A 23,893-nucleotide genomic window follows, 5' to 3' on the forward strand; every position below is an offset into this window, starting at 1 on the left:
TCCTAAGGCTCTTTGTCCTGATTCCCAGGATAAAAACCGTGTAGCAAGCGATAGCGGTCGTGGCGGACCTGATCCACATGCTGCTGGACCTGCTGGTTCGGCAGCCCGAGCATGATCAGGGCGTGGGAGGCCAGCATCAGGCTTGACTCCAGCAGCTCCGGGACCACTTCGCTGGCCCCGGCAGCCTGCAACTCCGCCAATTGGCTGTCATCGCGGGTACGCACCAGAATCGGCACCTGGGGATTGAGCCGGCGGGCTTCCTTGAGCACGCTGATGGCGATGTCGGTTTTGTCCACGGCGATCACCAGCAGCTTGGCGCGACTCAGTCCGACGGCGGCCAGCAGGTCGCCTCGGCGTGAATCCCCATAGTGCACGCAGCTTTCCCCGACGCTGGCTTCCTGAATGATGACTGGATCGTCGTCCAGGGCCACGAACGCCTGGTGTTCCCTGCGTAGAAACCTGCCGATTGACTGGCCGACGCGACCATACCCGCAAATGACTACATGACCCGACAAATCGGCGTTGAGTGCGCTTATCTGGTCCAGCTGTGCCTCTTCGTTGGGTTTGCGGTGCAGGCGGGCAGCAATGCGCGGCGCGGCACGCAACAGCAGTGGCGTCAGCAGCATCGAGCAGAAGGTCGCTGCCAGCAGCAGGCCGCTGATGTCGGCGGGCATGAGGCGGTTCTGCTGCATCAGTGCCATCAGGGCAAAACAGAATTCGCCGCCCTGGGCCAGGGCCAGGCCACTGCGCCAGGAGGTTTCGCCGTCGTCCCCTTGCCATTTCACCAGCACTGCGACCACGCAGCCTTTGATAAGCATCAATCCCAGGGTCAAGCCGAGGATCAGCAAGCCGTCCTCCACAAACAACTGCAGATCGATCAGCATGCCGATGCTGACGAAAAACAGCCCCAGCAGAATGTCGCGGAACGGCCGTATGTCTGCCTCGATCTGATGTCGGTAATGGCTTTCCCCCAACAACATGCCTGCCAGAAACGCCCCAAGCGCCGGTGACAGACCCAGCAGATGGGTCAGCCAAGCCGTCAGCAATACGATCACCAGGGCCAGCAGCACGAACAGCTCAGCGGACCGGGATTCGGCCACTTCATGGAACAGCCGCGGCAGCAGTAGACGACTGGCCAGCAGTAAACCGCCGAACAGCACCAGGGTCTTGCCCAGGGTCAGGGGCAACGCCCAGTACCATGGTTGCTCGCTGCTGCCGGCGAACACGGGGACGAGGGTCAACAGCAACACCGCGACGACATCCTGAAACAGCAGCACACCGATTGCGTTCTGGCCATGGCTGCTGAATATTTCCCCCAGGCTGGTCAGCTCCTTGCTGACAATAGCGGTGGAGGACAAGGCCAGCCCGGCGCCGAGCAGCATGGCCGCGACAGGCGGGGCGCCGAAGAGCAGCAGCAGACTGCCCAGCAGTATCCCTGAGCACAGCACCTGCAGGCTGCCAAGGCCGAACACGACCCTGCGCAGTTCGATCATCTTCGCCAGGGAGAACTCCAGCCCCAGCGAGAACAACAGGAAAACCACCCCGAGCTCGGCCAGGTCTGGCAGTTCCTCGCTGTCGTTCACCCAGTCCAGGGCGGTGGGGCCGACCGCCAGACCGACACACAGATAACCCAGTACCGGCGGCAGGCGCAGTCGCCTGAACAGGGCGATGACCACCAGGGACGAGGCAAGAATGATCAGCAGATTGGCAAACAAGGGGTACTCCGTTTCAAGGTTTGCGCCACACAGCGTAGAAGGAAAATAAGCGCCGGGCATTGCCGGAAAAGTATTGGCGCTCAATGATTTGCACAGCGTTTTACCGAAGCACTGTCAGATTTTCTACCCGGCTCGACGGTTTTGCAGGGTGGGCCTAGAATGACCGTCTCTCTTTAGTGGGTCTACCTGCCATGCCTCCTGAATGCCAGTTGTTCGGCACCCTGGGTTGTCATCTTTGTGAAGTTGCCGAAGGTGTATTGATGTCTTTCGTCGAGCATGGATTGTTGGTGGAGCTGGTGGATATCGCCGAGAGCGAGGTTTTGTCCGAACGTTATGGGCTGCGAATCCCGGTCCTGCGCCGGATCGATACGGGCGCGGAACTGGATTGGCCTTTTGACGATGCTGATCAGGTGGCTGCTTTCCTGAGTTGAAGCCTGCCATACGTCGCGTCCGGGCACTGCCATTGGCGAAAATCCCCTTCTTCGGTTACTGTATGCCCATACAGTTATCTGGAGTGCGTCCCTTGGTCAATGTCGAACAACTGAAAAACAGCGTGAACAGGATGTCCGTGGACGTTGTGCGCGAGGCGGTCCAGGAGTTGCGCCTGGACGGGCTGGTAACCGAAGGCAAGACGCCCTTCAACAAACTGCATTTCAACACCTGCTTCGCCGAGATCGAAGCACTGTTCCAGCGTGCCGGCTACCACAAGCAACTGGATGTGGTGGGTTACCAGGGCCTGTTGTATGCGTTGTACGATCCGGGTCGCTGGGAGGCGGTGGAAGTGCTGCGCTGGTTGAAGGAGTTCACTGAAGCGGCAGCAAAGACGACGTCGATCCCGGCGTGAAGCAATCATTGCTGGGCTGACATGGGCGGCTGGCGGATAATGCCGCCCTGCCAAAAGATTAGAGTTTTCAATGTCCCGGTCATCATTTTGCGCCGCTCACCATCAGGCCAGTACCTTGTATCTTCCGCCCGGCTCCTGGCAGACGGTGCTGGAGTGCCTGTGCGAGCATTTCAGCACCATCAGTCGCGAGCAGTGGCTGGACCGCATCACCCGGGGGCGGGTATTGGACGGCGAGGGCAGGGCCATTGCTGCCGACCTGCCGTACCGGGAAGGCCTGCGCATCCACTACTTTCGTGAGGTGCCTGACGAGAAGCCGATCCCGGTCGTGGAATCGATTCTGTATGCCGACGAACATCTGGTGGTAGCAGACAAGCCGCATTTTCTGCCTGTCACTCCAGCGGGCGAGTATGTCGAGCAGACCCTGTTGCGACGTCTGATCCGACGTCTGGACAATCCCCATCTGGTGCCCTTGCACCGTATCGACCGGCATACGGCGGGGCTGGTACTGTTTTCAGCCAACCCGCAGACCCGTTCGGCTTATCAGTCGCTGTTTCCAACGCGCAAAATCGAGAAACGCTACCAGGCCATAGCCCCTGCGTTACCTCAGATGACCTTTCCTCGGGTGCATAAGAGCCGAATGATCGATGGCGAGCCGTTCTTCCGGATGCAGGAAGGGCCGGGCGAGCCCAATACCGAAACGGCCATCGAAGTCCTGGAAAAGAACGGCGAGTTGTGGCGCTACGGTCTGTCTCCGGTCACGGGCAAGAAGCACCAGTTGCGAGTGCATATGAATGCCCTCGGGGCGGCTATCTGTAACGATCCGTTCTACCCGGACGTGCTGCGGGACGTGGAGGACGATTACGCCAACCCGCTCAAGCTGCTGGCCCAGGGGTTGAGTTTTATCGATCCTGTCACCGGCCAGGAACGTGTTTTTCAAAGCGATATCAGCTTGCAGTGGTAATCGGGCTGACTTTCGAACAGGCATCAAAAAGCCCGCAAGTATCGCGGGCTTTTCTGTAGCTGGCTGTGGCGTTGAGGGTTACAGGTCTTTAACGGTACGAACCTGATCCTTGTTCACGCGAGTCTCTTTACCGTCCAGTTGCTCGAATTCGTAGAAGCCGGTGTCTTCGTCGTACTCGGGGGTGTCGACGGCCTGGATTTCGCGACCGTCATTCAAGGTAATCACTGTTGGCGATGCGCACCCGGCGAGAGTGGCGAGGCCCAGTGCGAGCATGAAAGTGGCGAGGGTCCGTTGAGTCATGGTGTTTCTCCGAAATAGGATTCTTCAAGTTACTGACCTTCAGACGTATACAGCGCGCGCAAGTTCCTGGCTAGTGTCAATCTGACACACCTTTGTGGCCGCTGAGCAGTTCCGGCGTGTTCAGATTTGCCAGGCGAATATCGTTGGCAGGGCATTGCAGTGCAGTCGCATGCAACGCCCGCATGATGCGGCCCGGGCTGCGTTCGCCTTCGCTCCAGGCCTGTTCGAAAGCCGGGGCCAGCGCCACAGGAATGACGCACAGCAACGGTTCCCAATGTTCACCATGACGTACCATCAGTGGCTTGTCGGGATGCTGGCTCGCCTCGCTGAGCATGCTGTCGAGCAGGCTGGAGTCGATCTGCGGTACATCACACGGCAGCACCAGCAGAGAAGGGTATCGTGCCACCTTGAGGCCCGCCCGGATGCCTGCCAACGGGCCGGGGAAGCCCCCTTCATCGTCATGCACCAATTGATCGGCATACAGCGCATAGCGTTCCGGATTGCGGTTGCAGGAGATAATCAGGTCGTCGCTCAGTGCGCGTGTCCGTCGATGCAGATGGGCGATCAACGGTTCGCCCTGCCACTGCAACAGGCCTTTGTCCTGCCCGCCCATGCGTTGTCCGCGCCCCCCCGCCAGCAGCAGGATGGAGCATGATGGCGGGGAAGTATTCGAGGTCATGGTGTGTCTCCGCACGGGCGAAAAAATGAAGCGCTGTGATATAACACCGGGCTGTTTCCTCTACAACTGGACGAGCCTATGAAAGCCAAGGCTGATGTACCTTTCGTGCCGCTCAATATCGCGGTGCTGACAGTCAGTGATACCCGCACCCTTGAAACCGATACGTCGGGGCAGGTCTTTGTCGATCGGCTCACGGCGGCCGGTCACAACCTGGCGGCGCGGGTTCTGCTCAAAGATGATTTGTACAAGATCCGCGCGCAAGTCGCGAACTGGATCGCCGAGGACGTCGTGCAAGTGGTGCTGATTACTGGCGGCACCGGTTTCACGGGACGCGACAGCACTCCGGAAGCCGTCGCGTGCCTGCTGGACAAACAGGTCGACGGCTTCGGTGAACTGTTTCGCCAAATATCGGTGGCGGACATCGGCACTTCCACCGTCCAGTCTCGGGCGCTGGCAGGTCTGGCCAATGGCACGCTGGTTTGTTGCCTGCCTGGCTCAACCAACGCGGTGCGTACTGGCTGGGACGGGATACTGGCCGAGCAACTGGATGCGCGGCATCGTCCGTGTAACTTCGTGGCCCATCTGAAACAGGCAGCGCCTTGTGAATCCCGTGGGTAAACCGGGCAAGGCCGGTGCCTTGATGGCCGTGGAGGTGGCGTTGGAGCGTTTGCTCGAGATGGCGGCGGCTACGCCGATTGTCCAGCGTGAACGTTTGCCTTTGGCCGCGGCGCAAGGCCGGGTGCTTGCAGAAGATCTGGTATCGACCCTTGATTTGCCGCCATGGCCCAACAGCGCCATGGACGGCTACGCGTTGCGGCTGGCTGACTGCACAGGTGAGCCCCTGGTGGTCAGTCAGCGAATTTTCGCCGGCCAGGCCCCGGAGCCGCTGGCTGCAGGAACCTGTGCACGGATCTTCACCGGAGCGCCTGTCCCTGCCGGCGCTGACTGCGTCGAGATGCAGGAAAACGCCGTGGTTGAAGATGACCTGCGCGTACGCTTTACCGAGCCCATGGTGAGCGGGCAAAACATCCGCCCGCAGGGGCAGGAGACAACTGTCGGAGAAACGGTTCTTTCCTGCGGTACTCGCCTGGGGCCGATTGAACTGGGGCTGGCGGCGTCTCTTGGCTGCGCGTCGCTGGAGGTGGTGCGCAAGGTGCGTGTTGCAGTGCTCTCCACCGGTGACGAACTGGTAGAGCCAGGTCAGGCGCTGGGCCCTGGCCAGATCTATAACAGCAATCGCGTACTGCTCTGTGGCTGGTTGCAGCAGCTGGGTTGTGAGGTGGTCGACGCAGGTATTCTGCCCGACGACTTGCCCGCCACCCGCCAGCGTCTGGGGCAGTTGTCGGATGTCGATCTGATCCTGTCCACTGGCGGCGTATCGGTGGGGGAGGCTGACTTCCTGGGGACCGCCTTGCGCGAGGAGGGTGAACTCGCGCTCTGGAAGCTTGCCATCAAGCCTGGGAAACCGCTGACGTTCGGGCATTTTCGTGGTGTGCCTGTGATCGGCCTGCCCGGAAACCCTGCCTCGACCTTGGTGACGTTCGCATTGTTAGCCCGGCCTTACTTGTTACGCCGCCAGGGTGTTCAGGCGGTAACGCCGCTCAAGTTCAAGGTACCGGCTGGCTTCGACTGGCCGAAGGCAGGCGGTCGACGAGAATACTTGCGAGGTCGCCTCGAGAACGGTCGGGCGATCATCTACCGCAATCAAAGCTCCGGTGTGCTGCGCAGCGCGGCCTGGGCTGAAGGACTGGTTGAGGTGCTTGAGGGGCGAACCCTGGTCGAAGGCGACGAAGTGGGTTTTATTCCCTTGAGCGAGGTCCTGGGCTAGCGCTGCGGCACTGGGGTATCCGGCCCGAGTCGAGTGCTCGGGCTTTTCATGCCCATCGGCTTTATCGCGAGAGCAGCATGACCAGTTGATCGAATCGACTGTTCGCAATCCAGCCCAGCAGGCCAAAGACCACCGCTGCTGCGCCTGCTGAATAGGCGAGCCTGTGGCGGATGACCTTCACATCGGTTCGGATTTCATCCATGTCTTTACGGATGTATTTAAGGTGAGTTTCCAGTTCAACGACGCGCGGTTCCAAATCAATTCCTCCTGCGGGATTACTGCAACTTTTGCATTCGTTTTGAACGTTGGCCTGTTCGCTTCCAAATGATGCGAGCTGCCGGGGCGACAGCTTGTATTTATGGCTATGCATGGGGCGCTTCATCCCCTTGGCCATAACTGTTCGAACCACTGTTCCGGCCCCTGCGGGCCGTGATGTATCCATCCATGGGTTAAGACATCCTTGTGTAATGAGCATTTAAACGATCCAGCACAACAGAGCACCAAAGTGTCTCAATACCGTTGACGGGTCAATTGAGCTGATTCGCCAGTTCTTGTAAGAAAATTCTTCGAGTCGAGAAGTGGGCGGCGGGGGCTGTCCGCCGGTTTTCCCCATGGGCGCGCGGCGCAGTCTTTTATTTAATTTGAATCGGTCCGGGCTTTTTCGGCCGTGTGAGTGGTCCCATTCTCTGAACCTTCCCATGACGGAGATAACAATGAGCAAAGGCAAGGCGCTGTTGATTTTGCATGGCAAGCAAGCGCTCAACGATGAGGTTCGCGCCGCAGTGATGCTCAAGCGCAAGCAGGGCTGGGACCTTGCGGTCCGAGTGACGTGGGAGGCCGGCGATGCCCGACGCTGTGTCGATGAGGCGCTGGATGCCGGTTACACGACGCTGATCGCCGGCGGTGGGGACGGGACCTTGCGTGATATCGCCGAGGCGATCGTGCGTAAATCGAGTGAGGTCAGCCTGGTATTGCTGCCGCTGGGTACGGCCAATGACTTTGCCCGTGCCGCCGGTATCCCGCTGGAGCCGGAGCAGGCCCTGGATCTGCTGGATGTGACGCCCCAGGCCATCGATTTGGGCGAAGTGGGCGGTCAGATCTTCCTGAATATGGCCACGGGCGGTTTTGGCAGCCAAGTGACGGCGAACACCTCCGAGGACTTGAAAAAGGTCTTGGGTGGCGCCGCCTATTTGTTCACCGGTTTATCACGTTTCAGTGAGCTGAGTGCGGCCTACGGTGAGCTGCAGGGCCCGGATTTCCACTGGCAGGGCGATTTGCTGGCGCTGGGCATCGGCAATGGCCGGCAGGCCGGAGGGGGGCATGTACTGTGCCCTGAGGCGCTGGTCGATGATGGATTGCTGGACATCAGTGTCCTGCCGGCGCCTCAGGAAGTGGTCAGCACCCTGAAGGATTTGCTGGCCGGTGGCCTGGGGATCGACAACATGTTCGTGCGCGCACGCCTGCCATGGGTGGAAATCAAGGTCGCTCAAGGCCTGGATATCAATCTTGATGGCGAACCGTTGCAGGTCGACAGTTTGCGTTTCACTGTGCAGGCCAAAGCGCTGCGTGTTCACCTGCCCGCCGATTCGCCTTTGCTGAGTACCTCGGTGGCGCTTAATCGTCCAGGCTGATGATCTGCTCGCGCACGGCGAACAGCACCAGTCCGGCCACATCATGGATCTGCAGACGTTTCATGATTTGCGCCCGGTGGGTTTCTATGGTCTTGATGCTCAAGCTCAGGCCGTTGGCGATTTCCCGGGTGGACTTGCCACGCACGATCAGCCGCAGGATCTCCAACTGGCGGGCGGTCAGATTATGAGCTTGGCCAGGATCGGGTTGCGGTTTCTGGGTACGGGTCAGTGCCTGGTTGATCACGGTGTGGGCAATGGCAGGGCTCAGGTAGCGTTCGTTGTTGCGCAGCGCTTCCAGCGCGTGTTCCAGCTCGGTGGCGGTGGTGTCCTTGAGCAGATAGCCATGGGCTCCGGATTCCAGCGCCTGCATGATTAACGCCGGATCGGTGTGCATCGACAGAATCAGCACTTTGCTCTGGGGACGCACGCGCTTGAGCTGTTGCAGCGCGTCCAGGCCGCAGGTGTCTTTCATGGAGATATCCAGCAAGACGATATCTGGAACCAGCCGTTCAACCAGTTCCAGCAATTGCGTCCCGTCACTGGCTTCGCCGATCACGGCATATCCGGGCAGATCCATGACCAGGGCGCGCACACCGGCCCTGATCAGCGAGTGGTCATCTATCAGAAGCAAATTACAAATCAATGGAGAACCTTATTCTTGCTGGCCCGTTCCAGGGCGCGAGGTGTCCAGGGAAAGCTTGCCTCAATATGGGTGCCTTTGCCGGCCTCGCTGATGACCTTCAAGGTGCCGCCCAGTTGTTCAACCCGCTCCGACATGCCGGCCATGCCGCGTTGTCCTTCATGAGCGGGGTGGGAGGCCGGGACGAATCCCTTGCCATCGTCACTGATCAACAGGGTCAGGCCTTCGGGCAAGCGTTGCAGGCGCACCAGCAGGTTTTTCGCCTGGGCATGGCGCAAAATATTGGTCACGGCTTCCTGGGTGATTCGAAACGCGGCGACCGTCATTTCCTCAGGGATGCCGGTCATGCGTTGTTGGCAGTCCAGGCTCCATTTCAGCGGCGTATTAGCCAGCGTCTTGAGCAGGTGCGCGCGCAGGCTGGCTTCAAGTCCCAGGCTGGTCAGTTGTCTTGGGTTGAGAATGGCTGATACGTCGCGAACCTTGTTGAGCGTTTCGTCCAGCGTCTCGCAGAGGATCGTGCACTGGCCGTGCAGTTCTTCCGGAATACGGCGCTTGAGCCATTCGCTTTGCAGTTTGGCCGCGGTCAGCAACTGGCCGATATCGTCGTGCAATTCACGGCTGAGCCGGTGACGCTCGTTTTCCTGGACCTCAAGCAACCGATCGGCCAATTCCTGGGGCTGGAACTTGATGGATTTGTGTGACAGGCGATGCTGGATCCAGACACAGGTCATGGCTGCGCTATTGAGCGCCAGCAAACTCAACGGGACGGTCGAGGCGAACAGATAGGCCAGCAGGCTGCCAAGGGTCGAGCAGACGCACAACAACAACGTGAAACGGCGGGCATTTTCTCGGGAGGGTGGCCAGGTGATGATTGACTTGAGGCTGGCGTACATGACGGATGGAGCCAATGAATGTTCGCTGCGGGCAGGCTGGTCAGCGTATCTGACAGGCCGGGACGGATAAACGTTTCAGGTCGAAGATGGCCTCAGTTGGCGGCTTAATGCCACTATCTTGAAGCCTCTGACGCGGGAGATAGTACCACTTCATATTTCGTTGGTCGCGTTCAGCATGGTGGCGTGAAAGTGCCAAGTGTCAGCCGCATCGGGTCGAACCGCACTCATCGGCCTCAGGCCTGCTTTTGTGAGTAGGGCACCAAACCCAGGGGGCGCGAAGCAGGCAATGTCTGGCCAGGACTCTGGCCTACCTGGAAGGCAAAGGCTTCGATCAACGAGGTCTGTTCGCTGCTGTCCAGGCTGAGCTGGCCGGTGGTGTGATCGACCAGTTCCAGTTGCCAGGCCATCAGGGTGAAGCAATCCTTCAGCGCGCCCAGCGCCTGCTCATGCAATTCAACGTGACTCTGCGCGTTGCTGAGCAAGCCATGGATATGCAGCGAAAATTCTGAAATGGCTTCCAGCGCCAGGGCGTCGGCCTTGTTTGCCAGCTTCAGCAAGGTGCTGAGCATGCAATCAATGGCGTCCCTGTCGTCGTTGATCAGCTGCAGATGGGTCAGGCATTCCTCTGACTTGGCCAAAAGCGTTTCGGCCTCGATCAGAAATTCGGGAAGGCGCTGATTCCAGTTTTTACGATCGTTCGGCATGCTTATCTCCACAACATCATGTCAGACGCAAGAAAATCGCGTGTGGCGAACGGCTGGACTTCTCGGCCGGCAACTAACGAAGACCCGCAGGCACTCTTTCGCCCGTAGACAAAGGCATGCGCGCAAACGATTGCACTGGCGGGATCGGCCAAATGGCTGGAAGTCCGGTGTCCTGCGGTCGCGCACAAAGGCCTGACTCCGTTCAGCAATGAGAATGGCGTCACATTAATGGCTATTGGATAGCGGGAATATCAGGTTGGACCTGATTGTCCCTAGGGGAAACCCCTAGGCGGGGGAACTTTGTGCGCAAACTGAGGTCGCGCAGCGGCAGAGCTGGGGGATGAAATCCGTGAAGCAAGTAAAGCATGATGCTAATGTGACATCAATGCCCTGCGCGAGATTTTATACAGGGGTCAAGATCCCGTCTGCACGGCCGATATCTCCTTCATGGATTCATCCGAACAAGCCCAGGAGTCATAGATGGCCGGCATTCTCGACACAGTAGATCAACGAACCCAACTGGTGGGTGAGAATCGCCTGGAAATTCTCATGTTTCGCCTGGCAGGGCGGCAGTTGTTCGCCATTAACGTGTTCAAGGTCCAGGAAGTACTGCAGTTGCCGAAGCTGACGTTGATGCCGCAGCGCCATCCGTTTGTGTGCGGTGTAGTCAATCTGAGGGGCCAGACATTGCCGGTGATCGACCTGTCCCAGGCCATCGGTATGCGTCCGCTGGTGCCGGGAGCTAACAGCACCATTATCGTCACTGAATACAACCGTTCGGTTCAGGCGTTCCTGGTGGGCGGCGTGGACCGCATCGTCAATATGAACTGGGAAGCCATCTTGCCGCCCCCGACCAGCGCCGGGCGTGAGCACTACCTGACGGCGATCAGCAAGGTTGACGACCAGTTGGTGGAAATCATCGACGTGGAAAAGGTCCTGGCCGAAATCGTGCCTTACAACGCCAAGGTTTCCCGGGACAAACTCGAGGATCCGGTACTGGAGCGCGCCCGTGGGCGCGAAGTGCTGCTGGTGGACGACTCCAATGTCGCGCTCTCTCAACTGCGCGATACGCTGGGTCAGTTGGGTGTGAAGATGCACGTTGCCAGCGACGGTTTGAAAGCCCTGAACATGCTCAAGGCCTGGGCCGATACTGGCGAAGTGATGACCGACAAATTACTGATGATTTTCACCGACGCGGAAATGCCGGAAATGGACGGCTATCGCCTGACTACCGAGATCCGCAACGACCCACGTTTGCGCGGGCTCTACGTGGTGCTGCACACCTCGCTGTCCGGCAGCTTCAACGATTCGATGGTCAAGAAGGTCGGCTGCGACAACTTCCTCTCCAAGTTCCAGCCGGACAAGCTGGTTGATGTGGTGCGCCAGCGACTGATGCTCGACTGAGGCTGATCATGGTTTGCTTCAATGGCCGGCTCGTATAAGGTGGCGTTTTTTCGTCACCGGGGAAGTCGACCATGTTGCGGCTGAGCGCGCTGTATCGTTATCCGTTGAAGTCCGGCAAGGGCCAGCTCCTGCAAGGCATAGGCCTGGACAAGCTGGGCCTGGACGGTGACCGGCGCTGGATGCTGGTGGACGAGGGCACCGGGCGCTTCCTGACCCAGCGGGCGGTGACCCAGATGAGCCAGCTCTCGGCATTGTGGAATGAGGCCGGCGGTCTGACGCTCAGTGCGCCAGGTTTTGCCACCCTGGATGTGCCCCTGCCACCTGTTGACGAAGAGCAACGGCGCGGAGTGATCATCTGGCGCGACACCTTGCGCGTACCGGATGCCGGTGACGAGGCGGCGGCCTGGGTCAGCGAGTTCATCGGCAAGCCCACCCGGCTGGTTCACGTTCCGGTGGAACTGGCGCGCACCACCGCCGCCGGTTACGGCAAGGATGACGACAAGGTGGCGTTCGCGGACGGTTTCCCCTTGCTGCTGATCGGCCAGGCCTCTTTGCAGGACGTGTCCGATCGGGTCGGCCGCCCTTTGGAGATGCTGCGCTTTCGTCCCAACCTGGTTATCGAGGGCAGTGAGGCATTTGCCGAGGATGGCTGGAAGCGCATTCGTATCGGCGATGTGGAGTTCCGGCTGGTCAAGCCCTGCTCACGCTGCATCATGACCACGGTCGACCCGCAAACCGGCGAACGCGACCCTGACCGCGAACCCTTCGCCACGCTGCAGCAGTATCGTTCGACACCGGACGGTGCGATGTTCGGCCAGAACCTGGTCAATGACAGCAATGGTTGGCTTGAAGTGGGTATGCCGGTTGAAGTGCTCGAATAAACACCGCTTTTGAAAAAACAATGCCCGTGTCCACTGGACACGGGCATTTTTCATTATCCGATGCCACGCCGGGGCTTTTGTGGCGAGGGGATTTAGCGAAACGTCGCACCGCCCCTCGCCACAGGCTTAGCCGCGGTATTCACACAGGTAGGCGGTGTCGACGGCGACCTTGAGCTGGAACTTGCTATTGGCCGGTACATTGAACTGGCTGCCGGCCTCGAAGGTTTCCCAGTCGGTGCTGTCGGGCAGTTTCACGGTCAGGGCGCCGGAGACGACGTGCATGATTTCCCGCTGGGCCGTGCCGAATTCGTATTCGCCCGCAGCCATGACGCCGATGGTCGCAGGGCCTTCGGCTGTGCCGAAAGCGATCGACTTGACGGTGCCGTCGAAGTACTCGTTGACTTTAAACATGGGCGATTCCTCGAAAAAAGGGGCTGGAAAAGGCCGGCCAGTATGCACAAGGCTTCAACGTTCGTCATCTGCCGCGCCGCAGTCGTGGCTCGCGTTCAGCCTGGGAGTACCAGGGGTAGTAACCGCGCCGTATTGCGCGCATCTTCCAGGGCCCGGTGTTGTTGACCGCAGAATTGCAGGCCGGCCAGTTGCAGCGCCCCGTTGAGCCCCAGTGGTCGCTCCAGCCGGCGGGCTTTGGCGAAGCGCTGCTTGAGGTTCATGTGCGGCACTTGGCCGAGAAAGCTGTGCAACCGCTGATGCTGCCATTCCTGAAGCAATTGCTTGCGGTCGTAATCGCCCCAACTGACCCAGCTCTCCAGGTTCGCGTGGTACTGCGCCAGCCAGCGTTCGAACGCCGGCCAGACCTCGGTCAAAGGCGCGGCGCTGTCGATATTGGCCTGGGTGATATGGGTCAGCTCGCGACAGAAAGGTGTGAGCAACGGGCGCCTCAACGGCTTTACGAACCGCTGGAAGTGGTCCAGCTCGCGGCCATCCCGATTCACCAGCGTGGCGCCGATTTCGATAATTTCCATTTCGGTTACCGGCCAGCCACCTTCATCGGTGGTGGCCTCCAAATCAATCACCAGCCAGTGAGGCATCGCAAGGTTCCCGGTATCGGCGTGCTGATGGGTTTGAGCGTAGTCAAACCCTGCGCATCCGCCTAGTGCGCTGTTTCAACCTGCAATAATAACTGGCGGTTTTTCACCTGATCGCCTGGCTTGACGTGTAAGGTCCTGACCACTCCATCAATACCTGCCTTGAGTGGGTGCTCCATTTTCATCGCTTCGAGCACCATCAGTAGCTGTCCCTGGCGTACTGCCGTCCCTTCGCTGACCAGTACTTCGACGATAGCGCCGTCCATTGGCGCGTTGAGGGAGCCATCGCTGACGCTGGCCCTGGCGGCGACGGGGGCCTGGGTCCGATCCTGTAAATGCAGGCCGCCTGGGCGAGTGAACAGCCACAGGTCATTACCATCGAGGTGCCAGGCCTGGCGTTGGCGAATGCCGTCGATCATCAGCGTCGCGCCGCACTGATCAGCTTCGAGCAACTTCAACTCGATCACACGCTCGGCTATCCGGATATGCAGCGTGCCGCCGGTTGCGGCGGTCAGGGTCAGGGGCCAGTCGCGCTCGCCCAGGCCAATGCGATAGCGCCGCACCGCGCCGCTATTGTTGCTCCATCCTCCCAGGCCGGGCGCATGACGTGCATGCATGGCCTGATAGAACAAGGCTGCGGCGATGGCGAGCTGCTCAGCCGAGGGGGCGGGGGCCTGCAAGGCAGGATGATCGGCGAAGTGTTGGTGGATGAAATCGGTGCCGAAATCTCCATCAATGAATTGTGGATGAGCCAGCAACCCCGCCAGCAAGCGTTGATTGGCCTGTACACCCAGGAGCACGCAGTCCTCCACGGCTCGCAGCAATTTGCGTCGGGCCTCTTCACGGGTAGCGCCGTGGGCGATGACTTTGCCCAGCATCGGGTCGTAGAACGGGCTGATGGTCTGGCCTTCAAGCAAACCATGGTCGATTCGTACACCGTCGCGGATAGGGGGTTCCCAACTGAGTAAATGGCCGGTTTGCGGCAGAAAGTTCGCAGCCGGGTCTTCGGCATACAACCGCACCTCCATGGCGTGACCACTGAACTGGACCTGGTCCTGGCGCAGGGGCAGTGGCAGGCCGGCGGCCACATCCAGTTGCCAGGCCACCAGGTCCAGTCCGGTGATCAGCTCGGTGACCGGATGTTCGACCTGCAAGCGCGTGTTCATCTCCAGAAAGTAAAAACCGCCGTCCGGGGCGAGCAAAAACTCCACGGTCCCGGCACCCACATAATTGACCGCGCGGCCAGCCTTGAGCGCGGCGTCACCCATGGCCTGGCGCAGATCGGCGGTCATGACCGGGCAGGGCGCTTCTTCAATGATTTTCTGGTGGCGTCGCTGGATCGAGCAGTCCCTTTCGCCCAAATGGAGCAGATTGCCGTGATGGTCCCCGAAAATCTGGATTTCCACATGCCGTGGATTGATCAGAGCCTGTTCGAGGATCAACTCATCGTTGCCAAAACCATGCAACGCCTCGGAGCGCGCGGTGCGTAACTGTTCCAAAAGGTCTTCAGCCCGCCAAACCAGGCGCATGCCTCGGCCACCACCGCCGGCGCTGGCCTTGATCATCAACGGATAGCCGATGCGTTCGGCTTCACGGCACAAGGTGTCGTCGTCCTGATCGGTGCCTTCGTAACCGGCGATGCACGGTACGCCGGCGGCGATCATGGCGATTTTCGAGCGACGTTTGCTGCCCATCAGGTCGATGGCGTCGGGGCTGGGGCCAATGAACACGATACCGGCCTCTGCGCAGGCCTTGGCGAATCCGGCGTTTTCCGAGAGAAAACCGTAGCCAGGGTGGATGGCGTCGGCGCCAGTACGCCGGGCCGCATCGAGAATGGCCGGCTGATTGAGGTAGGACTGCGGCACCGGTGCTGCACCGATGAGTACCGCTTCATCGGCCATGCGCACGTGCAGCGCGTCGGCGTCGGCCTCGCTGAACACCGCCACGGTGCGATAGCCCAGGGCCTGGGCGGTACGCTGGATCCGGCAGGCGATTTCACCGCGGTTGGCGATGAGGATCTTGCTGAAGGCGGGCATGGTGGTCATTCCTGGGTTTTTCGGTGGCAGTCAGGGCCTCATCGCGAGCAGGCTCGCTCCCACAATGGAGAGTGAACACAGTCATTTTTTCTTGCCCGGTAAAATGCCCATGAGTTTGCAGATGATGCCCAGCATGATCTCGTCCGCACCGGCGCCGATGGACACCAGTCGCACGTCGCGATACGCCCGCGCCACCGGGTTGTCCCACATGAAACCCATGCCGCCCCAGTATTGCAGGCAACTGTCGGTGACTTCCCGGGCCAGGCGCCCGGCCTTGAGCTTGGCCATGGACGCCAGCCGCGTCACATCCTGGCCGTTGATGTACTGCTCGGTGGCCTGGTAGACCAGCGCCCGCAGGCATTCGATCTCGCTGGCCAGTTCCGCCAGGCGAAAGTGGATCACCTGGTTGTCGATCAGGGCGGTGCCGAAGGTCTTGCGCTCCTTGCAGTACTCGATGGTGCTGTCGATGCAGTGCTCCAGCCCCTTGAGCATGTTCGCCGCGCCGAACAGGCGTTCCTCCTGGAACTGCAACATCTGCATCATGAACCCGGCGCCCTCCTGGCCAACGCGATTGCGTTGCGGCACCCGTACGTCGTCAAAGAACACCTGGGCGGTTTCCGAACTGCGCATGCCGAGTTTGTCCAGGTGCCCGCCGAGGCTGATACCCGGGCTGTTCATCGGCACCATGATCAGTGATTTGTTGATGTGGGGCTTGTCGTCCGAAGTGTTGGCCAGCAGGCACATGAAATCGGCACTCGGTGAATTGGTGATCCACATCTTGCTGCCGTTGATGACGTAGTCATCGCCATCCTTGCGGGCCGTGGTCTTGAGCCCGGCGACATCAGAGCCGGCGCCGACTTCCGAGACGCCGATGCAACCGACCTGCTCACCGCTGATGGCCGGGCGCAAGAATGCTTCACGCAGCTCATCGGAGCCGAAACGCGCCAGGGCCGGGGTGCACATGTCGGTCTGCACGCCGATGGACATCGGCACGCCGCCACAATGAATGGTGCCGAACTCCTCGGCGGCGACGATCGAATAGCTGTAGTCCAGGCCCATGCCGCCGAACTGCTCCGGCTTGGATATACCCAGCAACCCCAGTTCACCGGCCTTGCGGAAAACCTCGTGGATGGGAAACCGTCCAGCCTTCTCCCATTCGTCGACATAGGGGTTTATCTGCTGGTCGACAAACTGGCGAACGGTGCGCCGCAGAGCTGCGTGTTCCTGGGTGAAGATCATTTTATTGTTCTCCTGTGAGCAGCGATCAAAAGTCCTTCACACGTTCAGAAACGGGCCACACCGAAACTGTTGGGTTGCAGCGGGCGAAGCTCAGCCGCGTGGCAGATGTCCAGCAGGTAGCCTAGCAACGTGCGGGTGTCGCGCGGGTCGATGAGCCCGTCATCCCACAGGTTGGCGCTGCCGTATAGCGCAGTGGACTGGCTGTCGAGTGTCTGCGCGGTGGTGTGTTCGAGCAGGTCCAGCATCTTCGGGTCGGGGGTGAGGCCATTCTTGATCTGCGTCGCCTGCGTGACGATGCGCAAAACCTTGCCGGCCTGGGCTCCACCCATCACCGCCGTGTGGCTGTTGGGCCAGGCGAAGATGAAGCGTGGGTCCAGCCCTCGGCCGCACATGGCGTAGTTGCCGGCGCCGTAGGAGCCGCCCACCACAACCGTCAGCTTCGGCACTCGGGCGTTGGCCACGGCCTGGATCATCTTCGCCCCATGCTTGATCACCCCTTGTTGTTCCGACTCGGTGCCGACCATGAAGCCGGTGGTGTTGTGCAGGAACAGCAGCGGTATGCGGCTCTGGTCGCACAGCTGGATGAACTGCGCGGCCTTGCTCGCGCCCTTGGGCGTGATCGGGCCGTTGTTGCCGATCAGGCCACAGGCATGACCACGAATGCGCAGGTGGCCACAAATCGTCTGTTGATCGAACTCGCTTTTGAATTCCAGGAAGTCCGAACCATCGGCGATGCGGGCGACGATTTCCCGCACGTCATAGGGCTTTTTCGGGTCGTCGGGGATCAACCCCAGCAACTCATCGGCCGGGTAGAGTGGCTCTTTCCAGGTGCGTTCAGGCGGTGTCGGCCGTTGCTCGTTCCAGGGCAACAGGCTGACGATCTCCCGGGCCAGGCGTATGCCATCGGCGTCATTCTCGGCCAGGTATTCAGCGGTGCCGGCCACCTGCGCATGCATTTGCGCACCGCCCAGTTCTTCTTCCGTGGCGACTTCGCCAGTGGCGGCCTTGAGCAACGGAGGGCCGGCCAGAAACAGCCGTGCTTTGTCGCGCACCACTACTACGTAATCCGAGAGCCCCGGCTGGTAGGCCCCGCCCGCCGTGGCCGAACCATGCACCACAGTAATCTGCGGCAAGCCCATGGCGGACATCCGCGCCTGATTGGCGAAGCTGCGTGCTCCTTCGACAAAAATCTGCGCGGCATAATTGAGGTTGGCGCCGCCGCTTTCGGCCAGGGTGATGACCGGCAGTTTGTTCTCCATGGCGATCTGTTGCAGACGCAGGGTCTTGTTCAAGCCGCTGGGGGAGATGGTCCCGCCCTTGATCGCGCTGTTGTTCGCCACCACCAAGACCTGAACGCCGGAGACGTAGCCGATCCCCGCGATCAAACCACCACCGGCCTGGCTGCCGTCCTTGTCGTCATGGAGTTTGTAGCCGGCCAGGCTCGCCAGTTCCAGGAACGGCGCGCCGGGGTCCAGCAGCAGGTTCAGACGCTCGCGTGGCAGCAGTTGGCCGCGTTGCTCGAACCTGGCCTGGGCCTGGGCGGCTTTCTCCAGCACCGCCTGTTCGATCTGACGCAGGTGTGCGACGCCAGCCAACATGGCCGCGTGGTTGCGGGCGAAGTCGGCGCTGTGTGGGTCAAGGTGCGATTCGATGACTGGCATGGGTGTTCCTTGTGCTCGAACCGAACGCCATGGCGATCGTCCTTTAATTGACCTGATCGGCGATGCTCTGTGGCACCGGTATCTGGATCTCCAGCAACTGCTGAGCGAACGCCTTGCCCTGCGGGTCGATGCGCAGGCTGGCGACACCACCGCCGCCAAGGGCATTTTCCAGCACGAAGTTCAGGCTGTGGGTGCCCGGCAGATACCAGCGCTCGACGCGCCCCAGCAGTGGGTCGAGCACGTGGCTCATCCAGTCAACCAACACTTGGGGCGTCAGCGCCTCGGCGATCCACGGCAAGTATTCGGGGGCGCGGGCGAGCACACCGATGTTGCTGTGGTTGCCCTTGTCGCCGGAGCGCGCCACCGCCAGTTTGACCAACGGCACGCTGGCATCAGCCCGGCCCTGGGGTTTGGGCAGGTCGGGAGCGACCGGCAAGTCGCGGGTTTGCAGCGCTTCAACGGCGGGCAGCAGGCAAGGATGACTCTGCCCGTCGAGTTCAATGTCGAGCCGGCAAGCGGATTTGTCGATCAGGAACGAGAACAGGCGAATCAACGGATACACCGTCGGGCGACCGCCCATCAGGCCGGTCAGCCCCGGCACCATGCCGGTGGCGGCCTGGGCGATTTCCCTGGAAAACAGCACCAGCGGCTGTTTGTCGGGGTGGCGCACCGCCAGTTTGATCACCACTTCACGGCTGTCCTGGCGCCTGCCGTGCTGGCCGTAAGTGGCTTCGCTGCCCAGAAGCTCGATGTTCACCTCGCTGTAGGGCGCCCAGCCGCGCGAACTGAACAGCTGCGAAGTCCTGGCGATGATCGCCTGGCTGACCCGTTCGGCCTTGGCCACCGCATCGATGCCGGCGATCAGGCACAGGGCGGTGCAGCGAAAACCGTCGGCCCAGGTGGCGCAGACCTTGTATTGATCGGTGGGCGGCAAGCCCTTGGCGCCTTGGACGCGCACCGCGTGTTTGCCTTGCTGGATCAACCTGACCTGACTGAAGTCGCAGATCACGTCCGGCAAGAGATAGCCTTGGGGATCGCCGATTTCATAGAGCAGTTGTTCCCCGACAGTCAGCGGCGTGACCAGCCCGCCGGTGCCTTCGGCCTTGGTGACGATGAATTGGCCGTCGGCGCTGACTTCAACGATGGGAAAACCGATGTGCTCGTAATCCGGTACCTCCCGCCAGTCGGTGAAATTACCGCCCGTGCATTGGGCCCCGCACTCAATGAGGTGCCCGGCCAATGCGGCCTGGGCCAGTTTGTCGTAGTCGTGCCAGGCCCAGCCAAACTCATGCACCAGGGCCGCGCTGACCACGGCGCTGTCCACCACTCGGCCAGTGATCACGATGTCGGCTCCCAGACGCAAGGCCTCGACAATGCCGGGGGCACCCAGGTAAGCGTTGGTGGACACGCACACCGCCGGCAGGGGCGCGCCGCTGAACATCTCGACAATGCCCTGGCTGGCGAGCTGTTCGAATCGTGGTTGCAGGTCGTCTCCCAGCAGCACCGCGATCTTCAAGGGCACGCCGGCCTTGTCGCAGGCCGCTTGCAGAGCGGCGGCGCAGGCCTGGGGGTTGACCCCGCCGGCATTGCTGATGACGCGGATCTTGCGTTCATGCAAACGAGCAAGCAGCGGTGAGAGCACTTCGATGAAGTCCGTGGCATAGCCGCCCCGAGGGTCTTTCATGCGCGCCCCGGCCATGATCGACATCGTGACCTCGGCCAGGTAATCGAACACCAGGTAGTCCAGTTCGGCGCCTTCGACCAGTTGCGCCGCAGCGGTACAGGTGTCGCCCCAGAAGGCGCTGGCACAACCGATACGTATCGTTTTTGGCATGGTGCTCCCTCCGGCCGACGTCGCCCGAGACTACCAAGCAAGCGCTTGGTTTGTAAACGACCGCCGGTTCTTCGATCCAAGCGCTTGCTTGGGTGCCCCGGCCAGCTTAAATTGCCCGCGCCACCTCGTCGGTTCCGCAAGCGTGGCCCGACGTTGATCGATCGACTGTAGGAGAGAATGGGTGGATGAGCAAAAAGCCCTGAACGTGATGCGTGAGCTGGTCGATAACGGGCAACTGACCGATCCTGACAGCGCTCGCGGCAAACTGCTCCAGACCGCCGCCCATCTGTTTCGCAACAAAGGGTTCGAGCGCACCACGGTGCGCGACCTGGCGAGCGCGGTGGGCATCCAGTCGGGCAGCATCTTTCATCACTTCAAAAGCAAGGACGAGATCCTGCGGGCGGTGATGGAAGAGACCATTCGCTACAACACGGCGTTGATGCGCGCGGCCCTGGCCGAGGCCGATAGCGTGCGCGAGCGGGTCCTGGCGCTGATTCGCTGCGAGTTGCAATCGATCATGGGCGGCAGCGGCGAGGCGATGGCGGTCCTGGTCTACGAATGGCGTTCGTTGTCTGAGCAAGGTCAAAGACAGGTGCTGGCTTTGCGTGATATTTATGAGGCCCTGTGGCTTGAGGTTCTTGGGCAGGCCAAGGACGCGGGGTATATTCGGGGCGACGTGTTCATCACCCGTCGTTTCCTGACCGGCGCCCTGTCCTGGACCACCACCTGGTTTCGCGCCGAGGGCAGCCTGAGTCTTGATGAGTTGGCCGAGCAAGCCTTGATTCTGGTGCTTGAAGAAAAATAAAAAGAGGCAGCAATGCCGCTGAGTGGTCGCCTTGCGTGCCCTGCGTAATGTGCATTGAGATGCTTGGTTGGATTCACTGATGATTAATTTTCTGGGGAGTGAGCTGTCTTGACGTTTTCAACGATGGGGATAGCCTCGCGCGTCTTGCTGGCTGCGTTTATTGCAGTGTTCGCGTTGCCGGCCACGGCTGCGCAACTGGTCCGGATTGGCGCAGCGCATTTTCCGCCCTACACGATACGCCCCGAAACTGGCGCGGATACCGGTTTGCTGCCGCAGTTGGTAGAAGCCTTGAACAAGGCCCAAAGCGACTATCAATTCGTGCTGGTTCCGACGTCGATTCCGCGCCGCTTCAATGATTTCAAGCAGGGCCGGGTCGACATGGCCATTTTCGAGAACCCGGACTGGGGCTGGAAGGATGTGCCTCATACTGCGGTAGACATGGGCCTGGAAGATGCGGAAATCTTCGTTGCCCAGCGTCAACCGGATCGTCAGCAAGACTATTTCTCTGATCTGAGGGGCAAGCGCCTGGCGCTCTTCAGCGGCTACCACTACGCCTTTGCCGAATTCAACGCCGACCCCAAGTTCCTGACCGGCCAATACAACGCCACGCTGACGTATTCCCATGACAGCAACCTGCTGATGGTCTTGCGCGGGCGTGCGGACATTGCGCTGGTCACCCGTTCGTACCTCATCGACTACGTGCTGCGCAATCCTGACGTCGACCCTCAATTGCTGATATCCGAACGTATCGATCAGATTTACCACCATTACGCGCTGATCCGCCCCCAGGCGCCGATCTCTGGCGAAGCGTTCGAGCGACTGCTGCAAAAGCTGCGGGACGACGGGCAGATGCTGGCGATTTTCAAGCCCTACCAGATACAGCTGGTGCCAGCGCACGATCATTGAACGGGGCACTAAATTTCCCTGCCTGGCTCACGTCACACGTTGACTACCGACGACTACGTGAGCCCCGCCCATGTCCAATCTCAAGCACCCGACGACGTTGCCTTTACCCGGCGGTCGCCGTCTCGGCGCCGATGAAACCGAACGCCACCTGAGCCTGATGCTTGAGGGCGCGCCGCTGATCCGGCTGCGCCTGGAGCGTGGTACCGAGCTGCATGTGCATTTGCAGGAAATCAACGATCGGCCCGTAGGCCCGGCGCTTTGGGCGGCCTGCTATTGGCTGTTCGCCCGCGATCCTGAATGCCGGCGCCTGACTTGGCATCTGCCCGAGCGCCCCGGTGAAGCCTTGCTCAGCGGACTGCTGACGCCCGGCGAGTGTGCCGACGAATACATCTGCGAGCGCACGATGTTCTGGCAACTGCCGCAACCCTGGCTGGGGGAGTCGTTCAACGGCAGCTATCCGCAACAGATGATCATCACCGATGGCAAGCGTCATCCGCGCCGGCCCATGAAGCCGCGAGGTGAGGTGTATCGGCGCTTCGATGCGCGCCTGGGAGCCTGGGTGTCCTTGCGCACCCTGGAAATCGAACAGGACCTGACGCGCTTCAACCGCTGGCAGAACAGTCCTCGGGTGGCGAGTTTCTGGCAGGAGGAGGGCAGCCTGGAACAACATCGCGAGTATCTGAGCACACTGCAGCGCGATCCCCGGGTGCTGACCTTGATCGGTTGTTTCGACGACCAGCCTTTCGCCTACTTCGAAGCCTATTGGGCCAAGGAGGATCGGATCGCGCCGTTCTATGACGTGCACAATTATGATCGCGGCATTCACATGTTGGTGGGCGAGGAGCAACACCGCGGCCCGCACAAGGTGGCGAGCTGGCTGTCGGCGCTGGTGCATTACCTGTTTCTCGACGACCCGCGCACCGAGCGGGTGGTGGCCGAACCTCGAGCCGACAACGCCCGGATGATCGGTCATCTGCACAACCAGTGTTTCCACTGTGAAAAGGAATTCGATTTCCCCCACAAGCGCGCGGCGCTGATGATTCTGGGGCGTGAGCGGTTTTTTGATCGGTGTGGGTTGATGTGAGGTTGTAAGCCCCTAGAGCCCCATCGCGAGCAGGCTCGCTCCCACAGGGATTGCGCACAGCACAGACTTTGTGAGTGCGCAGATCCATTGTGGGAGCGAGCCTGCTCGCGATAAGGCCCGGAAAATCAGTGCAAAATCACCGCCGGGCAAAGGTATCCCCACGCACTCCCGACACCTTGCGGCAATGCACCAGGGCGTCGCGGATCATGAAGTTCACCAGGGTCGGCGAGACCCCCAGCTCCTTGGCGATATCCTTCTGTGGCACACCGTGCAGGCGGTACATCTCGAAGGCATAGCGGGTGCGGCTGGGCAGTTCGGTGAGCGCGTCGGCGATGTGCTCCAGCGTCGAGAAATTGATGTGTGACGTTTCTGGCGAAGCCCCCTGGATCACCACATTCAACCCTTCCTCTTCCGGCCCCGAGTATTTCTGTTCCAGCGCCTGCTTGCGGTAATGGTCGATCGCCAGGTTGCGCACGATCTGAAACAGGTAACTGAGCTGAGCCTTGAAGGACGAGGTGATCTGGGGCGCCGATTGCAGCCGGAAAAACGCATCCTGCACCACGTCTTCTGCCCGGGACCGGCAACCGGTGATTCGGGCTGCGATCTTGACCAGGATCATCCGGTTATCCACGAATGCCTGAAGTAACGGTGAGTCGCACCTGCTTGTGGATACTTGTTCCGTCATGGAATTCACCTTGTTGCAAAAAGTTAGCAGGACGAGGGATCTGTCCGACTCGTCCTGCATATCGAGCGACAAATTAGGCTGAATGATAATGATTGTCAATTGAGAAGAAGAATTATT

At 60.4% G+C, this 23,893-nt stretch carries 25 protein-coding genes; 11 read left to right on the forward strand and 14 right to left on the reverse strand.

What is annotated here, in order from left to right; genetic code table 11:
- Positions 1–2: 2 nt before the first annotated feature.
- Positions 3–1,715, reverse strand: a complete 1,713-nt coding sequence (locus CRX69_RS13770) for a cation:proton antiporter (protein ID WP_047226387.1) — start codon at positions 1,713–1,715, stop codon at positions 3–5.
- Between the two features lie 191 nt (positions 1,716–1,906).
- Here CRX69_RS13770 and CRX69_RS13775 point away from each other — a divergent pair, with 191 nt between their 5' ends.
- The 3 genes from CRX69_RS13775 (at position 1,907) to CRX69_RS13785 (ending at position 3,520) form a co-directional block, all read left to right on the forward strand.
- Positions 1,907–2,146, forward strand: a complete 240-nt coding sequence (locus CRX69_RS13775; RefSeq protein WP_047226388.1) for a glutaredoxin family protein — start codon at positions 1,907–1,909, stop codon at positions 2,144–2,146.
- A 92-nt stretch (positions 2,147–2,238) separates the two neighbouring features.
- The gene (locus CRX69_RS13780; protein ID WP_047226389.1) at positions 2,239–2,559 is read left to right on the forward strand and encodes a transcriptional regulator; all 321 of its coding nucleotides are present in this window, start codon (positions 2,239–2,241) and stop codon (positions 2,557–2,559) included.
- 70 nt (positions 2,560–2,629) lie between these two features.
- Positions 2,630–3,520 carry a pseudouridine synthase gene (locus CRX69_RS13785; protein WP_047226390.1) on the forward strand — a complete coding sequence of 297 codons (891 nt, stop codon included), beginning with the start codon at positions 2,630–2,632 and terminating at the stop codon, positions 3,518–3,520.
- A gap of 78 nt (positions 3,521–3,598) precedes the next feature.
- Here CRX69_RS13785 and CRX69_RS13790 read toward each other — a convergent pair whose 3' ends face one another.
- Together CRX69_RS13790 and mobA are read right to left on the reverse strand one after the other, a co-directional pair.
- A complete protein-coding gene (locus CRX69_RS13790) occupies positions 3,599–3,820 on the reverse strand; it encodes a YgdI/YgdR family lipoprotein (RefSeq protein ID WP_047226391.1) in 222 nt (73 codons plus the stop codon).
- 76 nt (positions 3,821–3,896) lie between these two features.
- Positions 3,897–4,499: a molybdenum cofactor guanylyltransferase MobA gene (gene mobA, locus CRX69_RS13795; RefSeq protein ID WP_107322178.1), complete on the reverse strand. Its 603-nt coding sequence runs from the start codon at positions 4,497–4,499 to the stop codon at positions 3,897–3,899.
- Between the two features lie 78 nt (positions 4,500–4,577).
- On the opposite strand from mobA, the gene moaB reads away from it, so the two are divergent.
- Together moaB and CRX69_RS13805 are read left to right on the forward strand one after the other, a co-directional pair.
- Positions 4,578–5,117: a molybdenum cofactor biosynthesis protein B gene (moaB, locus tag CRX69_RS13800; protein WP_047226393.1), complete on the forward strand. Its 540-nt coding sequence runs from the start codon at positions 4,578–4,580 to the stop codon at positions 5,115–5,117.
- A 22-nt stretch (positions 5,118–5,139) separates the two neighbouring features.
- On the forward strand, positions 5,140–6,327 hold the full coding sequence (locus CRX69_RS13805; RefSeq protein WP_177513941.1) for a molybdopterin molybdotransferase MoeA: 1,188 nt from the start codon (positions 5,140–5,142) through the stop codon (positions 6,325–6,327).
- 61 nt (positions 6,328–6,388) lie between these two features.
- Here CRX69_RS13805 and CRX69_RS27880 read toward each other — a convergent pair whose 3' ends face one another.
- Positions 6,389–6,697, reverse strand: coding sequence for a hypothetical protein (locus tag CRX69_RS27880; RefSeq protein ID WP_225248412.1), 309 nt, complete (start codon positions 6,695–6,697; stop codon positions 6,389–6,391).
- A gap of 343 nt (positions 6,698–7,040) precedes the next feature.
- Between CRX69_RS27880 and yegS the strand changes: the two genes are divergently transcribed.
- Positions 7,041–7,958: a lipid kinase YegS gene (gene yegS, locus CRX69_RS13815; protein ID WP_047226396.1), complete on the forward strand. Its 918-nt coding sequence runs from the start codon at positions 7,041–7,043 to the stop codon at positions 7,956–7,958.
- Here the strand turns inward: yegS and CRX69_RS13820 are convergent.
- The 3 genes from CRX69_RS13820 to CRX69_RS13830 all read right to left on the reverse strand — a co-directional run bounded on the left by CRX69_RS13820 (position 7,942) and on the right by CRX69_RS13830 (position 10,195).
- Complete coding sequence (locus CRX69_RS13820) at positions 7,942–8,601, reverse strand: response regulator (RefSeq protein WP_047226397.1); 660 nt, start codon at positions 8,599–8,601, stop codon at positions 7,942–7,944. The genes yegS and CRX69_RS13820 overlap by 17 nt on opposite strands.
- Positions 8,598–9,491 (reverse strand): sensor histidine kinase, encoded by an 894-nt coding sequence (locus CRX69_RS13825; RefSeq protein WP_107322180.1) that lies wholly within the window; start codon positions 9,489–9,491, stop codon positions 8,598–8,600. The genes CRX69_RS13820 and CRX69_RS13825 overlap by 4 nt, the downstream gene beginning before the upstream one ends.
- Positions 9,492–9,724: 233 nt before the next feature.
- Positions 9,725–10,195 (reverse strand): hypothetical protein, encoded by a 471-nt coding sequence (locus CRX69_RS13830; RefSeq protein WP_047226399.1) that lies wholly within the window; start codon positions 10,193–10,195, stop codon positions 9,725–9,727.
- Positions 10,196–10,675: 480 nt separating this feature from the next.
- Here CRX69_RS13830 and CRX69_RS13835 point away from each other — a divergent pair, with 480 nt between their 5' ends.
- Together CRX69_RS13835 and CRX69_RS13840 are read left to right on the forward strand one after the other, a co-directional pair.
- A complete protein-coding gene (locus CRX69_RS13835; RefSeq protein ID WP_076385689.1) occupies positions 10,676–11,599 on the forward strand; it encodes a chemotaxis protein CheV in 924 nt (307 codons plus the stop codon).
- Between the two features lie 71 nt (positions 11,600–11,670).
- Positions 11,671–12,480, forward strand: coding sequence for an MOSC domain-containing protein (locus CRX69_RS13840; protein WP_076385687.1), 810 nt, complete (start codon positions 11,671–11,673; stop codon positions 12,478–12,480).
- Positions 12,481–12,606: 126 nt separating this feature from the next.
- Here the strand turns inward: CRX69_RS13840 and ppnP are convergent, their stop codons facing one another.
- The 6 genes from ppnP to CRX69_RS13870 all read right to left on the reverse strand — a co-directional run bounded on the left by ppnP (position 12,607) and on the right by CRX69_RS13870 (position 20,296).
- Positions 12,607–12,891, reverse strand: a complete 285-nt coding sequence (ppnP, locus tag CRX69_RS13845; RefSeq protein WP_047226402.1) for a pyrimidine/purine nucleoside phosphorylase — start codon at positions 12,889–12,891, stop codon at positions 12,607–12,609.
- A gap of 95 nt (positions 12,892–12,986) precedes the next feature.
- Complete coding sequence (locus CRX69_RS13850; RefSeq protein WP_047226403.1) at positions 12,987–13,529, reverse strand: 3'-5' exonuclease; 543 nt, start codon at positions 13,527–13,529, stop codon at positions 12,987–12,989.
- A 62-nt stretch (positions 13,530–13,591) separates the two neighbouring features.
- Entirely contained in the window at positions 13,592–15,562 is a 1,971-nt protein-coding gene (locus CRX69_RS13855) for an acetyl/propionyl/methylcrotonyl-CoA carboxylase subunit alpha (protein ID WP_107322181.1), read from the reverse strand.
- 81 nt (positions 15,563–15,643) lie between these two features.
- Entirely contained in the window at positions 15,644–16,801 is a 1,158-nt protein-coding gene (gene atuD / locus CRX69_RS13860) for a citronellyl-CoA dehydrogenase (RefSeq protein WP_107322182.1), read from the reverse strand.
- Positions 16,802–16,845: 44 nt separating this feature from the next.
- Positions 16,846–18,462, reverse strand: a complete 1,617-nt coding sequence (gene atuC / locus CRX69_RS13865) for a geranyl-CoA carboxylase subunit beta (protein WP_076385681.1) — start codon at positions 18,460–18,462, stop codon at positions 16,846–16,848.
- A gap of 43 nt (positions 18,463–18,505) precedes the next feature.
- Complete coding sequence (locus CRX69_RS13870; protein WP_107322183.1) at positions 18,506–20,296, reverse strand: acyclic terpene utilization AtuA family protein; 1,791 nt, start codon at positions 20,294–20,296, stop codon at positions 18,506–18,508.
- 181 nt (positions 20,297–20,477) lie between these two features.
- On the opposite strand from CRX69_RS13870, the gene CRX69_RS13875 reads away from it, so the two are divergent.
- The 3 genes from CRX69_RS13875 (at position 20,478) to CRX69_RS13885 (ending at position 23,091) form a co-directional block, all read left to right on the forward strand.
- Positions 20,478–21,101: a TetR/AcrR family transcriptional regulator gene (locus CRX69_RS13875; protein ID WP_047226408.1), complete on the forward strand. Its 624-nt coding sequence runs from the start codon at positions 20,478–20,480 to the stop codon at positions 21,099–21,101.
- Positions 21,102–21,224: 123 nt separating this feature from the next.
- Positions 21,225–22,007, forward strand: coding sequence for a substrate-binding periplasmic protein (locus tag CRX69_RS13880; protein WP_171061399.1), 783 nt, complete (start codon positions 21,225–21,227; stop codon positions 22,005–22,007).
- A 70-nt stretch (positions 22,008–22,077) separates the two neighbouring features.
- Positions 22,078–23,091 carry a GNAT family N-acetyltransferase gene (locus CRX69_RS13885; protein ID WP_107322185.1) on the forward strand — a complete coding sequence of 338 codons (1,014 nt, stop codon included), beginning with the start codon at positions 22,078–22,080 and terminating at the stop codon, positions 23,089–23,091.
- A 136-nt stretch (positions 23,092–23,227) separates the two neighbouring features.
- Here CRX69_RS13885 and CRX69_RS13890 read toward each other — a convergent pair whose 3' ends face one another.
- Positions 23,228–23,776, reverse strand: coding sequence for an RNA polymerase factor sigma-70 (locus tag CRX69_RS13890; RefSeq protein WP_025212663.1), 549 nt, complete (start codon positions 23,774–23,776; stop codon positions 23,228–23,230).
- Between the last annotated feature and the right edge of the window lie 117 nt (positions 23,777–23,893).

Source organism: Pseudomonas rhizophila (assembly GCF_003033885.1).
Classification (GTDB): domain Bacteria; phylum Pseudomonadota; class Gammaproteobacteria; order Pseudomonadales; family Pseudomonadaceae; genus Aquipseudomonas; species Aquipseudomonas rhizophila.